This window comes from Pseudarthrobacter sp. AG30, from assembly GCF_003116525.1.
Classification (GTDB): domain Bacteria; phylum Actinomycetota; class Actinomycetes; order Actinomycetales; family Micrococcaceae; genus Arthrobacter.
The window spans coordinates 64,818-79,464 of the sequence record NZ_QEHL01000038.1; the positions used below are offsets into that span (position 1 = coordinate 64,818).

At 66.6% G+C, this 14,647-nt stretch carries 13 protein-coding genes; 3 read left to right on the forward strand and 10 right to left on the reverse strand.

The window, feature by feature from the left end; translation table 11 throughout:
- Nucleotides 1–123 precede the first annotated feature (123 nt).
- The 9 genes from der to DC347_RS20915 all read right to left on the reverse strand — a co-directional run bounded on the left by der (nt 124) and on the right by DC347_RS20915 (nt 9,514).
- Nucleotides 124–1,674, reverse strand: a complete 1,551-nt coding sequence (gene der, locus DC347_RS20875) for a ribosome biogenesis GTPase Der (RefSeq protein ID WP_018763522.1) — start codon at nt 1,672–1,674, stop codon at nt 124–126.
- A gap of 17 nt (nt 1,675–1,691) precedes the next feature.
- Nucleotides 1,692–2,345 (reverse strand): 1-acyl-sn-glycerol-3-phosphate acyltransferase, encoded by a 654-nt coding sequence (locus tag DC347_RS20880; RefSeq protein ID WP_018763521.1) that lies wholly within the window; start codon nt 2,343–2,345, stop codon nt 1,692–1,694.
- A 49-nt stretch (nt 2,346–2,394) separates the two neighbouring features.
- A complete protein-coding gene (gene cmk, locus DC347_RS20885; RefSeq protein WP_109864341.1) occupies nt 2,395–3,108 on the reverse strand; it encodes a (d)CMP kinase in 714 nt (237 codons plus the stop codon).
- Nucleotides 3,108–4,217: a prephenate dehydrogenase gene (locus tag DC347_RS20890; protein ID WP_018763519.1), complete on the reverse strand. Its 1,110-nt coding sequence runs from the start codon at nt 4,215–4,217 to the stop codon at nt 3,108–3,110. The genes cmk and DC347_RS20890 overlap by 1 nt, the downstream gene beginning before the upstream one ends.
- 3 nt (nt 4,218–4,220) lie before the next feature.
- Nucleotides 4,221–5,432 (reverse strand): pseudouridine synthase, encoded by a 1,212-nt coding sequence (locus DC347_RS20895; protein ID WP_018763518.1) that lies wholly within the window; start codon nt 5,430–5,432, stop codon nt 4,221–4,223.
- Nucleotides 5,433–5,544: 112 nt separating this feature from the next.
- Nucleotides 5,545–6,213 (reverse strand): SMC-Scp complex subunit ScpB, encoded by a 669-nt coding sequence (locus DC347_RS20900; RefSeq protein ID WP_051083583.1) that lies wholly within the window; start codon nt 6,211–6,213, stop codon nt 5,545–5,547.
- A gap of 2 nt (nt 6,214–6,215) precedes the next feature.
- On the reverse strand, nt 6,216–7,031 hold the full coding sequence (locus DC347_RS20905) for a ScpA family protein (protein ID WP_109864343.1): 816 nt from the start codon (nt 7,029–7,031) through the stop codon (nt 6,216–6,218).
- An 8-nt stretch (nt 7,032–7,039) separates the two neighbouring features.
- Nucleotides 7,040–7,939 carry a ParA family protein gene (locus DC347_RS20910; RefSeq protein ID WP_018763515.1) on the reverse strand — a complete coding sequence of 300 codons (900 nt, stop codon included), beginning with the start codon at nt 7,937–7,939 and terminating at the stop codon, nt 7,040–7,042.
- Between the two features lie 231 nt (nt 7,940–8,170).
- Nucleotides 8,171–9,514, reverse strand: coding sequence for a cation:dicarboxylase symporter family transporter (locus DC347_RS20915; protein ID WP_109864344.1), 1,344 nt, complete (start codon nt 9,512–9,514; stop codon nt 8,171–8,173).
- Nucleotides 9,515–9,672: 158 nt separating this feature from the next.
- Here DC347_RS20915 and DC347_RS20920 point away from each other — a divergent pair, with 158 nt between their 5' ends.
- Complete coding sequence (locus tag DC347_RS20920; RefSeq protein ID WP_109864345.1) at nt 9,673–11,307, forward strand: sensor histidine kinase; 1,635 nt, start codon at nt 9,673–9,675, stop codon at nt 11,305–11,307.
- Entirely contained in the window at nt 11,304–12,017 is a 714-nt protein-coding gene (locus DC347_RS20925) for a response regulator (RefSeq protein WP_018763512.1), read from the forward strand. The genes DC347_RS20920 and DC347_RS20925 overlap by 4 nt, the downstream gene beginning before the upstream one ends.
- A gap of 26 nt (nt 12,018–12,043) precedes the next feature.
- Here the strand turns inward: DC347_RS20925 and DC347_RS20930 are convergent, their stop codons facing one another.
- Nucleotides 12,044–13,948: a propionyl-CoA synthetase gene (locus DC347_RS20930; protein WP_109864346.1), complete on the reverse strand. Its 1,905-nt coding sequence runs from the start codon at nt 13,946–13,948 to the stop codon at nt 12,044–12,046.
- Nucleotides 13,949–14,121: 173 nt separating this feature from the next.
- Here DC347_RS20930 and DC347_RS20935 point away from each other — a divergent pair.
- On the forward strand, nt 14,122–14,647 hold a 526-nt coding region (locus DC347_RS20935; protein ID WP_109864347.1), incomplete at its 3' end, for a GntR family transcriptional regulator.

Genomic DNA, 14,647 nt, shown 5'->3' on the forward strand with positions numbered 1-14,647 from the left:
CGGATCCAAGGATTCCTCCAAGGATTTCCATCAGCAGTCCGGCCGAACCACCTAGAAGAGCTTACACGATCCGGAGGGGTGCCAGTGACACTTTCCGGCGATCAGCCCCAAGGTGTGTCGCAATTAACGCTTGCGGCCGCGCTTCTCACGCACGCGCATGCTCACCTCGATGGGAGTACCTTCGAAGCCGAAGGTTTCCCGCAGCCGCCGGGTGATGAACCGGCGGTACCCGGGGTCCAGGAAGCCGGTGGTGAACAAGACGAACTTCGGCGGCCGGCTGGAGGCCTGGGTGCCGAAGAGGATGCGCGGCTGCTTGCCGCCACGGACCGGGTGCGGGTGCGCGGCCACGAGTTCGCCGAGGAAGGCATTGAGGCGCCCGGTGGGGATGCGCCGGTCCCAGTTCTCCAGGGCCAGGTCCAGGGCCGGAACCAGGCGGTCTTTGTGCCATCCGGTCTTGGCGGAGATGTTGACCCGCGGAGCCCATTCGACGTGGGCAAGGTCCTGCTCGATTTCCCTCTCGAGGTAGCGGCGGCGTTCGTCGTCGAGCAGGTCCCACTTGTTGAAGGCCAGCACCAACGCGCGTCCGGACTCGATGGCCAGCTGCAGGATACGGACGTCCTGTTCACTGAGGACCTCGTCCACCGCCAGGAGTACGACGGCGACCTCCGCCTTTTCGAGGGCGGCCTGCGTCCGCAGGGAAGCATAGTAGTCCGCACCCTGGGCCATGTGCTGGCGGCGGCGGATACCGGCGGTGTCCACGAAGCGCCACGTGCGGCCGCCGAGTTCGATGAATTCGTCCACGGGGTCACGGGTGGTGCCGGCGGTGTTGTCCACCACCACGCGTTCGGATCCGGCGAGCTTGTTCAGCAGGGAGGACTTGCCCACGTTGGGACGGCCGATCAGGGCGATTCGGCGGGGACCGCCGGATCGTTCCACGCCCTCGACGGTGGAGAACTCGGGGAGGATGTCCATGACGTGGTCCAGGAGGTCTGCCACGCCGCGGCCGTGCAGCGCTGATACCGGGTACGGTTGGCCGAAGCCGAGGCCCCACAGTGCGGCGCTGTCCGCTTCCTGGGCGAAGTCGTCCACCTTGTTGGCCACCATGATGACCGGCTTCTTGCTGCGGCGAAGCATCTTCATGACGCCTTCGTCCGTGGCGGTGGCTCCGACGGCGGAGTCCACCACGAAGAGGACGGCGTCGGCAAGTTCCACGGCCATCTCGGCCTGCTCGGCCACGCGGGCGTGGATGCCGCGGGCGTCATGTTCCCATCCGCCGGTGTCCACCAAAGTAAAGTTGCGGCCGTTCCAGTTCGCCGAGTACATGACGCGGTCCCGGGTGACGCCGGGGGTGTCCTCCACCACGGCCTCACGCCGGCCCAGGATCCGGTTCACCAGCGTGGACTTGCCCACGTTCGGGCGGCCGATAATGGCCAGGACCGGATCCAGCTTAAGGGGACCCTCAAGGTCTTCGTCGCCGTAGTCTCCGCTGAGCAGGGCGGCGTCGTCCTCGTCGAGGTCGTAGTCCTCAAGGCCGGCCCGGAGGGAGGCGGCACGCAGCTCTGCTTCGTCGTCGTCTATTGCCGCCAGCCGTTCGGCGACCTGGTCGCTGCCGGAGGGTACGTATTCGTCATCGCCGGCACCGGAATGCCCGGAAGTCTGGGTGGTGTCGCTCATTGCACTGTCCTTAGTGGTCATCTGCCGGCGTCCCCGGCTACTGCTGTCAGGTCTTGGTGATCAGCGAAAGGCAAGGGCTGCCCGCTGATGGTGATGGTGTCCTGGACATGCCCCGCCAGGGCCGCGCGGATTTCCTGCGCCGCCCTGTCCATTGAAGCACGCCCGCTTTCGCCGGCCCGGCGGGCCAGGGTAAGGGCTGTCCCGAAGCTGACGTGGAAACGCCGCCCGGGCCGCGGAACCGAATCCAGGTGTTCGGCTCCCTGGCGGGTCCCGAGGATGGCCACCGGAACCACCGGCGCGCCGGTGTTCAGGGCCAGCCACGCCACGCCGCCGTTGATGTCTTCTGCTGCCCCGCTCCCCCGCGTTCCCTCGGGGAGAATCCCAACGCAGCGTCCGGCGTCGAGCACGGCCTTGCAGCGCTGCAGCGCACCCCTGTCCCCCCGGCGGTCAACGGGAAGTTGTCCCGAGGCGGTGAGCACCCGGCCCAGGAAGCCTTTGAACATCTCCTGCTTCACCAGGATGTGCATGGGCCGTGGGGCCGCGCCGAACATCACCGGCCCGTCCAGGAAGCTGATGTGGTTGGCCGCAAAGATGACGGGACCGCCGGTGGGGACGTTGCTCCTGCCGGTCACGGAGGTCCGGTAGACCACATGGTCCAGCACCCAGCCCACGGGCCTGCTCCATACCGTGGTCAAACCGGACGGCAGGCCGGCTCCGGCGTCAGTCACGGTTGAGCACCTTGATGACGATCACGAGCGCGGCGTCCACCGTCTGCTCGAAGTCCAAGTCCGAGGAGTCCAGGGTGACCACGCCGTCCGCCGCCTGCGTGAAATTGACCACGGTTGAGTCCTTGGCATCCCGGTGCGTGACCTGGGCGGCAAGTTGCTCGGCGTTCTGGGTGCCGCCCAGTTGGATGCCGCGCCGGCGCAGCCGGGCTTCCTCGCTGGCGGTGAGGAGCATGCGCACTTCGGCGCCGGGCGCGACGACGGTAGTGATGTCCCGGCCTTCCACCACCATGCGGCGGTGGTGCTTTTCGATCAGGTCGCGCTGCCGGCGGATCAGTTCGGTCCGGGCGCCGAGCGTGGTGGCGACGGCGCTGACGGCCGAGGAGATCGCGGGCTCACGGATGGCATCAGTGACGTCCACGCCGCCTACCCGCACGTATTCCTCCTGCGGGCTGGTGCTCAATTCCAGCACAAAGTCGCGGGACGCCTGCTCCACGGCAGGGGTGTCCGCCAGGTCGATGCCCTCGCTCACGCAGTACCAGGTCAGGGCACGGTACATGGCACCGGTGTCCAGGTAGGCAAGACGGAGCCGGCGGGCGACCTCCTTGCTCACGCTGGATTTGCCGGAGCCGGACGGCCCGTCGATGGCGACCACCAGGGGCCGGCCGATGCGCAGCGCGCGCATGGTTTCGAGAAGTTCCTGTGTCATTACTGAAGTACCCGCCATCCGCGGTCGTTGAGGGCTTCGATCAGGTGGTCGTGCTTGTTCGGCAACACTGACAATTCCACCATGCCGACGTTTTGTCCGGATGAATGATCCAGCCGAAGATCTTCGACGTTCACGCCGATTTCACCGATCTCGGTGAGCAGCTGCGCGATCTGGCCCGGTTTGTCATCCACCAGCACCGTCAGCCAGGAATACGCCTGTGGTGGCCCGCCGTGCTTGCCGGGAATCCGCGCCTGCCCGGCGTTGCCCTCACTGATGAGCTGGGCAAGGTCCAGGCGGGCACCCGGTGCAGTGGGCTGCTCCAAGGTTCCGATGAGCCGGTTCAGGTCCTCGCGGACGCCGTAAAGGATCTCCACGACCTTGGCCGCGTTGCCGCCAAGGATTTGAACCCACAGGGTGGGATCGCTGGCGGCGATCCTGGTGACGTCGCGCAGGCCGTTCCCCGCCAGGGACAGGGCATGCAGCGGCGTGCCCTGCAGCCTGCTCGCCAGCAGCGAAGACATGACCTGGGGCAGGTGCGACACCAGGGCGACGGCTTCATCGTGCTCTTCCGCCGTGAACTGCGAGACGACGGCTCCCAGGTCCGAGGCAAGCGAGCGGGCCACCTGCAAAGCGTGGTCCGAGGTTTCCTCCGACGGGCAGAGCACCCACGGCATGGAAGTGAACAGCTCGCCGCGGGCGGCTACCGGACCGGACTTTTCCCTTCCGGCCATGGGATGGGTGCCCACATACCGTGAAAGGTCGGCGCCCAGGCTCCGGAGCCGGGCAAGGATGTCCGCCTTGACACTGGCAATGTCCACGACCACGGCGTCAGGGTAGTCGGAGAGCGCCTGGCAGACGACGTCGGCCGTAACGTCCGGCGGGGCGGCAACCACGACGAGCTGGGCTTTTCCGCTGCCGAGCTCGGACAGCGGGCGGCCCGCCCCGATATCCACCGCCACCGCCTGGTTGGTGGGTGAGGGGTCGGACAGGAACACCGCTACGCCGCGCCCACGCAGGCCCAGCCCGATGCTGGCGCCCAGCAGTCCGGCGCCAATGACCACCACAGGCCCGTCCAGGTGGCCGCGGCCGTGGCTTTTGAACGCGGACATGGATCAGAGCCCTACGGATGCCAGCAGGTGGCCGACTTCCTGCTTGCCCAGGTTGCGGATGCTGCCCTGGCGCTGGTCTCCGAGCCCAATGGGGCCCACCTTGACGCGGACAAGCCGCTGGACCGGGAACCCGACAGCGTCGAAGAGGCGGCGCACAATCCGGTTCTTGCCGGAGTGGAGCACAACCTCGATCAGCACGTGGCCGGGCGTGGAGTCCACCAGCCGGAAGGAATCGACGCTGGCAAAGCCGTCCTCAAGCTCGACGCCGGCCTTCAGCTGGGCACCGACACCCTGCGGGAACGGCCCGCGCACCTGGACGAGGTAGGTCTTGGGTACCTCGTAGGAGGGGTGGGTCAGCCGGTTGGCGAGCTCGCCGTCGTTGGTCAGCAGCAGCAGCCCCTCGGTGGCGACGTCCAGCCGGCCCACGTGGAAGAGGCGTTCGCCGGTGTTCTTGTTGTTCTTGAGGAAATCGCTGATGCAGGGGCGGCCCTCCGGGTCCTCCATGGTGGACACCACGCCCTTGGGCTTGTTGAACACCATGTAGACCAAGTTTTCGTCCAGCTGGATCCGCAGGCCGTCGACGTGGATGACGGCGGTCTTGGGATCGACGCGGACACCGAGCTCGGTGACCACCTGGCCGTCCACTTCCACGCGGCCCTCCGCGATCATCTCTTCGCAGACACGCCGGGACGCCACACCAGCCGACGCCATCACCTTCTGGAGGCGGACGCCGTCGGCATCGTGGAGTTCGGACTGGGGAACGTTGCCGCGGGGGCCCTTCCTGCGGGCAGGTTTGCGGACCGGGCCAAGGTTCTGGCCGAAGCGTTCGCTGCCGAAGGCGCGGGACGCAGCAGCGCCGGGTGCACCCGTGCGCGATTTGGTCTTTGGGGCGCCGGGAGTTCCGGGAGCCTTCTTGGATCCCGGCTTGCGGGCAGCGGGCTTGCGCGACGACGGCGCCGCCGGCTTGGAGCCTCCTGCTGGGCGTCCTTGCTGGTCCCCGGCAAGGTCGGGGTCGATGAAGCGCTCCTCGCGCGGCTTCGGCGCCCGCTGCGGGCGGTCGCCGCCGAAGGCGGACGAACGCTTTGCCGCGCCGCCCCGGGAGCCTCCGCCCTGGTTGCCGCGCTGGGGTGAATTCCCGCGCTGTGACGCGTTGCGGTCGCTCCCGCCGCGTCCTGATCCGTTACGTGGTGAACCCTGGCGTCCCGCCTGTGTCATGACCCGTCCTTCGATGTTTTGGCCCGCAGAGATGTCCAAGGACAACCCTAGCCAGCCGTGCAGACTTCGTCTGCCCTGGTAAGTGAATTGACGCGGACAGGGAGTGCCCTGCCTACATCATGTCGGCGTCGTAGAACTCTGCGATCCCATCGAGACCCGGTAGGTGCGGCGACAGGTGGGGCAACTCCTCCACTGAACCGATTCCCATCCGTTCAAGGAAATAGGAGGTGGTCCGGTAAAGGATTGCGCCGGACTCGGGATCGGTTCCCGCGTCCTCGATCAGCCCGCGCTGGGCGAGTGTCCGTACGACAGAATCAACATTGACTCCGCGAATTGCAGACACCCTGGCCCGTGAAACGGGTTGGCGGTACGCGATGACAGCCAGTGTTTCCAATGCCGCCTGGGTGAGCCTGGTGGTCTGCCCGTCGAGCACGTACTTGCCCACGATGTCGGCAAATTCGGCGCGGGAGTAGATCCGCCAGCCACCGGCGATGTTCCGCAATTCAAAACCCCGGGGCCTGGAGCCAAAGCCAGCGTGGCTGGCATTCTCCATATCCGGGGCGTTAACAGTATAGCCGTCATACTCGCGTTGAAGTTCTTCCAGCAGGGAGCGCACCGTGGCGGGCGTGAGGCCAACCCCCGCGGCGAGCTCATCCTCCGTGGCCGGCTCGTCCAGGACCATCAGGACGGCCTCAAGGGCGGCCTTGGCGCCCCCGGGAAGCCCGTCGGCGTCGTGGTCATCCCCAAAGTCCGCCCCCGGCTCCGGTTGTTGCGGTTCCAGGTTCACAGTTGTTCCTCGTATTCTTCGCTGAGATGCTCGGCCGACCAGTCCCGGCCATCGGCTGTCCAGTGGATCGCCAGCTCTGCCAGCGGGGACAGCTGGTCGAACGAGACCGCCTTGTCCCGGAACAGCTCCAACAGCGCCAGGAACCGGGCGACCACCACCATGGTTGACCCGGCGTCGGCGATCAGGGAGCGGAAGGTCAGCGGGGACTGCCGTTGCAGGCGCAGGCCCAGCATCTCGGCCTGCTCCTTGACGCTGACGTTGCCCCCGTGGAGGTGGCCTAGGGCCACCTGCGGCGGCTGCGCCGGGGCCTTGGGCCGCAGTGCGGCCCCGGCCAGGGCGGCGAATTGTTCAGGCGTGTGCTTCCAGACGAGTTCGGGAAGCATCGCCGCGAACTGCTCCTCCAGTGCCACCTGCCGCGGGAAGCGCCGGCCCTCCTGATGCAGGGTCTCGCCCAGGATTCCGGCCACGTGCTTGAAGGCCTTGTACTGGAGCAGCCGGGCGAAGAGCAGGTCCCTCGCTTCGAGGAGGGCGATGTCTTCGTCATCCTCGACCTCGCCGGCGGGGAGGAGTCGTGCCGCCTTCAGGTCGAGAAGCGTCGCGGCGATCACCAGGAATTCGCTTGCCTCATCCAGCGCCCATTCTTCGCCGAGCTCCTGGAGTTTCCGGATGTACTTGATGAACTCATCCGTCACCGTGGCGATGGCCACCTCGGTGATGTCCAGCTGGTGCTTGGCAATGAGGCCCAGGAGGAGATCGAAAGGGCCGGTGAAGTTGGCCAGCCGCACCTCGAAGCCGGGCTTTGATTCGGCCACGGCGTTGGTTACGGTGCGCCGCCGCGGGCGATCAGTTCCTTGGCCAGCCTGCGGTAGGCGTCAGCCCCCACGTGGTTCCCCGCGTAGCTGGTGATGGGTTCGGCGGCGACGGTGGCGTCGGCGAACTTGATGGAGCGCTTGATGACAGTCTCGAAGACTTTGTCGCCGAAGGCCTCCACCAGGCGGGTGATGACCTCCCGGCTGTGCAGGGTGCGGGCGTCGTACATGGTGGCCAGCACGCCGTCCACCTGCAGGCGCGGGTTCAACCGGTCCTGGACTTTGTCGATGGTTTCGACCAGGAGCGCCACCGCGCGGAGCGCAAAGAACTCGCAGATCAGCGGAATGATGACACCGTGCGCTGCCGTGAGGGCGTTGACAGTCAGGAGGCCGAGGGACGGCTGGCAGTCGATGAGGACGACGTCGTAATCGTCTTCGACTTTCTTGAGCGCACGGTCCAGGACCTGCTCGCGTGCCACTTCGTTGACCAACTGGACTTCCGCGGCGGAGAGGTCGATGTTGGCCGGCAGGAGGTCGACGTTCTCGACGCCGGTCTGGTGGATGGCGTCGCGGATGTCCACCTTGCGGTCCATCAGGACGTTGTAGACGGTGAGGTCAAGCTCGTGCGGATTGACGCCAAGGCCAGCCGAGAGCGCGCCCTGGGGGTCAAAGTCCACCAGCAGGACGCGGCGGCCGTATTCCGCGAGCGCTGCGGCGAGGTTGATGGTGGAGGTCGTCTTCCCGACGCCGCCCTTCTGGTTGACCATGGCAATGACGCGGGCCGGGCCGTGGGAGGACAGCGGCGCGGGTTCCGGGAACTCCCGGTATGGGCGCCCGGTGGGGCCCATCACCGCGTTTTCCAGGTCGAATTCCGTGCCCTCCAGAGTTGCTGAACCCTGTTCGCTGCTCACGTATCTGTCCACACTTTCGATGACGGTGATTTCCTGCCGCTGGCTCGCCAGCGCCGTTCGTTCTGATCCTTAGGTTACAGCGCCCGACACGGCATTCGACGGAACTTGACTTTCCGCGAATGTTGAGCCTTGACCCTCTAGTAGAGGTCGAAGGTTGTGGGTTGAACACAACAAAACCGCCCCTGCAGCGGGGGCTGCAGGGGCGGTTTGGGGCGTTGCCGCAGGTGACGGTCAGGCCTTGGCGACCTCGCGGGCGCCTTCTTCCTTTGGTGCCATTTCGCCATGCCCGGCGATCATGGTCTGCTCATCGAACGGGGCCTCGCCGGAGAGGACGCGGGTGACCTGGCCGCCGTCGATCTCCTTGACCCAGGTGCCGATCAGGACGGTGGCGACGGCGTTGCCGGTGAAGTTGGTCAGCGCACGGGCTTCGGACATGAAGCGGTCGATGCCGACGATCATTCCCACGCCGCCGAGCAGCTCGGGACGGTGTGCCTGCAGGCCCGCGGCGAGGGTGGCCAGCCCGGCGCCGGTCACGCCGGCGGCGCCCTTGGACGCAATGATCATGAAGATCAGCAAGGAGATCTGGGCGCCGAGGTCCAGCGGGGTACCCATGGCGTTGGCAACGAAGAGGGACGCCATGGTCAGGTAGATGGCTGTTCCGTCAAGGTTGAAGGAGTATCCGGTGGGAACGGTGACGCCGACGACGGGCTTGGACACGCCCAGGTGTTCCATCTTGGCGATCAGCCGCGGGAGCGCAGCCTCGGAGGAGGACGTGGAGAAGATGAGGAGGTATTCGCGGGCCAGGTACTTCATGAGCTTGAAGATGTTGACGCCGGCCACCACCTGGAGGAGCCCGCCGAGGATCACGACGATGAACAGCGCACAGGTGATGTAGAACGCCACCATCAGGGTGAACATGCTCACGATGGCCTGGACGCCGGTAGCGCCCACGACGGCGGCGATGGCACCGAAGGCGCCGACCGGAGCGAGCCACATGATCATGATGAGGATGCGGAACACCAGGGCCTGGCCGTGGCCGATGGCCTTCAGGATCGGAGCGCCCTGGGGGCCCATCTTTTGCAGTGCGAAGCCCACCAGGATTGCCGCCAGCAGGGTGGGCAGCACGGGGATGTCGCTGGGGATGATGCCCAGCAGGAAGTCGACGGTGCTGTCCGTAGCTGCCTTCTTGTTGGGATCGTAGGGCGTGAGCTTCAGGCCCTCACCGGGGTGGATCAGGTTGCCGACCACCAGGCCGATGGCCAAGGCGAAGGTGGACATGATGACGAAGTAACCCAGCGCCAGGCCGCCCACCTTGCCCACGGTAGCCGCCTTGGCGATGGAACCGATGCCCAGGACGATTGTGCAGAAGATGACCGGCGCGATCATCATCTTGATGAGCTTGATGAACCCGTCGCCCAGCGGCTTGAGGTTCTTGGCGACCTCCGGGAACAGCAGGCCCACCAGTGCGCCCAGGATAACTGCCGCGATGACGGCGATGTACAGGTAGTGGGACTTGTCCAGTCCCTTGCGCCGCGGCGTCGCAGTTCCGAGCGACTCTCCTCGTTGAGAAGCCATGATGTGTCTCCTTGTGGATATTCTGATAGACGCTGCGGCACAGGCTCTGGGCTCGACACGTCCTTGCAATGTGATATCCATCATTGGGCACCCCGTGATCCAGCTCACCGTTGCGTTCATATTGGTCGCGGCACCCGCAGGGTCAGATGGAGGTACGCATGATCCACCGTTGGAGTATCGCCCGCCGGCTCTTCGTGGCAAACCTGCTGATCGTGGTGTGCTTCATCGCCATCGTAGGAACTGCCGCCTACCTCGACGCACGGGACCGGACCTATGATGAAGCCGGCCGCCGGATGGAAGGCGTGGCCGCCTCCATCGCCGCCAATCCGCTCGTGCTGCAGGCCGCTGCCACGCCGGACCCCTCCGTCCTGCTGCAGCCGTACGCCAAGGATGTCACCGCCGCGGCACGGGTGGACTTCATCACCATCATGGCCCCCGACCGGACCCGCTGGACGCATCCCCGGGATGAGGAACTGGGCCGGCCCTACATCGGCTCCATCGATGCCGCCCTGCAGGGGCGCACCTTTACGGAAGTCACGGCGGGTACCCTCGGCCCTTCCGTCCGGACCATCGTTCCGGTCAAGGATTCAGCAGGAACAATCAAGGCACTGGTGGCTGTTGGCGTTACGGTCCGCAACGTCGACGTTGCCTTCGCTGCCCGGCTCCCCGTGCTGCTCGCCTTGGGAATTGCCCTCCTGGTGGGCGGGTCCCTGGCCTCGTGGCTGCTGGGCCGGTACCTCCGCCGAGTGACCCGCGGCTGGGGCCCCGAACAGTTGGCCCAGCTCTTCGCCTACTACGAGTCGGTACTCCACTCGGTCCGCGAAGGGCTGATCCTGATCGATGCCAGGAAGCGGGTGGTGATGTACAACGACCAGGCCGCCGAGCTGCTGGGCCTTGCCGAGACCGGAAGCAATGATCCCACCAAGCCGCCATCGTTGGCCGATCTCCCGCTGGACAGCGAGCTTCGCAGCCTCTTCGAGTCCGGACGCACCACCAAGGACGAGATGGTCCTGACAGGTTCCCGCGTGCTGGTGGTCAACCAAGGCCCCGCCCGGGGTCCGGAGTCCCCCGGTGCGCGCGGCAAGGTGCCGGTGTACGGAACGGTTGCGACACTCCGTGACAGGACGGAGATCGAAGCGCTGGGCAACGAGCTGCAGACCATGCGGACCCTGTCCGATGCGTTGCGGGCGCAGACCCACGAACACGCCAACCGGCTGCACACCATGGTCTCGCTCCTTGAGCTGGGCCGGACCGGGGAGGCCCTGGACTTTGCCACGAAGGACCTGGCGTTGAGCCAGCAGCTGACCGATGACATGGTGAGCTCCATCGACGAACCGGTGGTGGGCGCCTTGGTCATGGGAAAAGTGGCCGAGGCCCACGAACGCGGGGTGCAGCTGGACGTGTCCACCCTGGGTTCGGGCTCGACGCCTGGTGTGGCCGTCCAGGACCTGGTGACGATCATGGGCAACCTGCTGGACAACGCCATTGACGCGGCAGCCGATGCTCCCGCTCCGCGGCGGGTCCAGCTGACCCTGGAAGCGGACGAGGAAGGACTGGACATCGCCCTCAACGATTCCGGGACCCCCATCGACCCGGCCGATGCCGAACTGATCTTCCGGCATGGCTTCAGCACGAAGCCGGCCGGTCCCGGAGGCCGGGGGGTCGGACTGGCGCTGGTCCGGCAGGCTGTGGGGCGTTTGGGCGGTACGCTGGCCATCAATGGACGGAACGGCGCCAAGTTCGAAGTATTCCTGCCCGCAGCGGTGCCCCCGGAAAAGGAGCACAGCCAGTGAGCAACATCCGGGTCCTCGTCGTTGAGGATGAAGCGATCGCCTCCGCAGCCCACGCCGCCTACGTGGGGCGGCTGCCCGGATTCGAGCTCGCCGGGACCGCCCCGGACGGCCAGTCGGCCCTGCGGCTGCTGAACGAGTTCGTGGCGGCCGGAGAGCCCGTGGAACTGGTCCTGCTGGATATGAACCTGCCGGACCTGCACGGCCTGGACATTGCCCGGCGCATGCGTTCGGCCGGAATCCTTGCCGACATCATCGCCATCACCGCCGTCCGCGAATTGGCCATCGTCCGCAGTGCCGTCGCCATCGGCGTGGTCCAATACCTGATCAAGCCGTTCACGTTCGCCACGTTCTCCGACAAGCTCGAAAGCTACCGCCAGTTCAGGCAGCAGCTGGCCGGGGCAGGTGCCGGGGCAGGCAGAGGGGGCGCTTCGCAGAGTGATGTGGACCAGGCCTTCGCCAGCTTGCGGGCTCCCTCGGAGTTGCCGCTGCCCAAGGGGCTTTCCACCTCCACCCTCGGTTCAGTCCAGGAGTTCCTCCGCCAACAGCCCGGGGCAGTCTCTGCCACCGAAGTCATGGAGGCCCTGGGAATGTCCCGGGTAACGGCACGGAGGTACCTGGAGTACCTTGCCGATGCCGGCACCGTTTCCCGTACGGCCCGCTACGGCACCCCCGGCAGGCCTGAGAACGAATACCGGTGGACCGCCCGCTGAGGTCCAGGGCCGCATACTCCTGCGGCTCAGTCTCCGGCTGCGCGTTCCGGCCGCAGTACGCCGGCCAGTTGGACGATGACCCCGGGGTCCTCGATTGTTGACGGCACGGTGTACTCCTCTCCGTCGGCGATCTGCCGCATGGTCTTGCGGAGGATCTTTCCGGATCGGGTCTTGGGCAGGGCCTCCACCACCGTGACGTGCTTGAAATCCGCCACCGCGCCGATGTCCCGCCGCACCAGGGCGACCAGGTCTTTCTCCAGGAGTTCCGGGGGTATGTCCACCCCGGATTTGAGCACCACATAGCCGCTGGGGCGCTGGCCCTTCAGGGAGTCCGCGACGCCGATCACCGCGCATTCGGCAACGGCCGGGTGCTGGCCGATCACCTGCTCCATGGCACCGGTGGAAAGCCGGTGCCCGGCGACGTTGATGATGTCGTCGGTGCGGCCCATCACGAAGAGGTAGCCGTCCTTGTCCCGGTAGCCGGAGTCTCCGGTGGCGTAGCTCCCCTCGAACGCCTGCAGGTAGGAGGAGATGTACCGCTCGTCATTCCGCCACAGGGTGGCAAGGGTGCCTGGCGGGAGCGGCAGGTCGAGGACTATGTTGCCCTCGGTGCCGGCTTCCACCTCCTGGCCGGCCGCGTCGAGGATCCGCAGCCTGAAGCCGGGCATCGGAACACTGGGCGAGCCCGGCTTGATCGGCAGTGTGTCCAGTCCGCGCGGGTTGGCGCAGATGGCCCAGCCGGTCTCGGTCTGCCACCAGTGGTCCACCACGGGCACGCCGAGGACTCGGGAGGCCCAGTGGAAGGTGTCGGTGTCGAGCCGCTCCCCCGCGGCGAAGAGGGTCCGCAGGCTGGAGATGTCGTAGTTCTTCACCAGCATGGCCTCCGGGTCGGCCTTGCGGATGGCCCGCAGCGCGGTCGGGGCGGTGAAGAGCACGTTGACCCTGTGGTCCTGGATCACCCGCCAGAACGCACCGGCGTCGGGGGTTCCCACCGGTTTGCCCTCGTAGATCACGGTGGTGGCGCCGGCCAGCAGCGGACCGTAGACAATGTAGGAGTGGCCCACCACCCAGCCCACGTCCGAGGCGGTCCACATGACGTCGCCGGGACCGACGTCGTAGATGTTTTCCAAGGTCCAGCGCAAGGCGACGGCGTGGCCGCCGTTGTCCCGCACCACGCCTTTGGGGGTGCCTGTGGTCCCGGAGGTGTACAGGATGTAGAGGGGATCCGTGGCCATGACGTCCACCGGTGCGGCGGGATCCGCGGATGCCATTTCGCTCTCCCAGTCCAGCCAGCCGGCGTGGTCCGCCGCGGAGTCCTTGAAGCCGTCCCGGCCCTTAACCAGCACCGGGGTCGCCGGCGTTCCGGCGAGCTCCAGCGCCTCGGCGACGGCCGGCAGGTACTCGATCCGGCGGGAGGGCTCGAGCCCGCCCGAGGCGGTGACGACGACGGCGGGGGCGGCGTCGCGAATCCGGGCGGCAAGTTCCTTGGGGGCGAAGCCGCCGAAGACCACCGAATGGATCGCGCCCAGGCGGGCAGTGGCCAGCATTGCGATGGCGGCCTCAGGAATCATGGGCAGGTAGATCACCACCCTGTCGCCCTTGCCCACACCGTTACGCCGGAGCACTCCGGCGAAACGGGCCACAAGTTCGGTGAGTTCTGCATAGCTGAAGCGCTGCTGGATGCCCAGCATGGCGGAGTCGTAGATCAGTGCCGTCTGGTCTCCGCGGCCCGCGGCCACATGCCGGTCCAGCGCGTTGTAGCAGGTATTCAGCTCACCGTCGGGGAACCAGCGGTGGAGCGGGGCGCGGCTCGAATCCAGGGCGCGGGTGGGCTGGACGCTCCAGTCGACGGCCCGGGCGGCGTCTCGCCAGAAGTCCTCCGGCCGCTGCACGCTGCGCCCATAACATTCCCGATAGCTGCTGGTGCCCATGAAGTCATCCCGTCCACGACATTGTGATGCAGGTCATGCTAGTTCCTTCGAAGGCTCACCACAAGACATGTGTATACAGAACTGGGGCAGAAGGCAGGAGATAGGTGAATTTGCTTGGTCGATCAGCAGTCTTTGTATACACTGATGTTCATCTACCGAGGAAGGAGACTCCCATGCGTGCCAGCGAGAAGGCCTACGCCGCCCTCCGGGACGACATTGTCGAATGGCGGCTTGCCCCCGGGACGGTCCTGGCCGAGGTGGAGCAGTCCGAACGGCTCGGCGTCTCGCGCACCCCGCTCCGCGAGGCCCTCGGCCGGCTCACCGCGGAAGGCCTGACGACGCCGGGCGGCCGCGGTGTGGTGGTCACGGATATCTCCCTTGAGGACATCGACGAACTGTTCGAACTGCGCGAAACCCTTGAAGGCAAGGCTGCTGCGCTGGCTGCCAGCCGAGGCGATGCCGCCACTTTCGAACAGTTGCGGGGTGAACTGGTCCGCGCACCGGAGATGATCAACGGTAACGATCCCACGCGCCACGAGTACTACGAGCTGGTGGGACGCCTGGATACCGCCATCGATGCCGCCATCTCCAACTCCTACCTGGCCCAGGCCATGCGAAGCCTTCGCGTGCACTTGGTCCGCATCCGCAGGTTGGCCGCCGATGACGCCGCGCGCCTGGCGGCCGCGGCCGCCGAGCACG

What these genes read in the sequence shown, in the direction of transcription:
- der (WP_018763522.1), bottom strand. Translation starts at nt 1,674, where the DNA reads ATGAGCGACACCACCCAGACTTCCGGGCATTCCGGTGCCGGCGATGAC.
- cmk (WP_109864341.1), bottom strand. Translation starts at nt 3,108, where the DNA reads ATGACACAGGAACTTCTCGAAACCATGCGCGCGCTGCGCATCGGCCGG.
- DC347_RS20890 (WP_018763519.1), bottom strand. Translation starts at nt 4,217, where the DNA reads ATGTCCGCGTTCAAAAGCCACGGCCGCGGCCACCTGGACGGGCCTGTG.
- DC347_RS20895 (WP_018763518.1), bottom strand. Translation starts at nt 5,432, where the DNA reads ATGACACAGGCGGGACGCCAGGGTTCACCACGTAACGGATCAGGACGC.
- DC347_RS20915 (WP_109864344.1), bottom strand. Translation starts at nt 9,514, where the DNA reads ATGGCTTCTCAACGAGGAGAGTCGCTCGGAACTGCGACGCCGCGGCGC.
- DC347_RS20920 (WP_109864345.1), top strand. Translation starts at nt 9,673, where the DNA reads ATGATCCACCGTTGGAGTATCGCCCGCCGGCTCTTCGTGGCAAACCTG.
- DC347_RS20930 (WP_109864346.1), bottom strand. Translation starts at nt 13,948, where the DNA reads ATGGGCACCAGCAGCTATCGGGAATGTTATGGGCGCAGCGTGCAGCGG.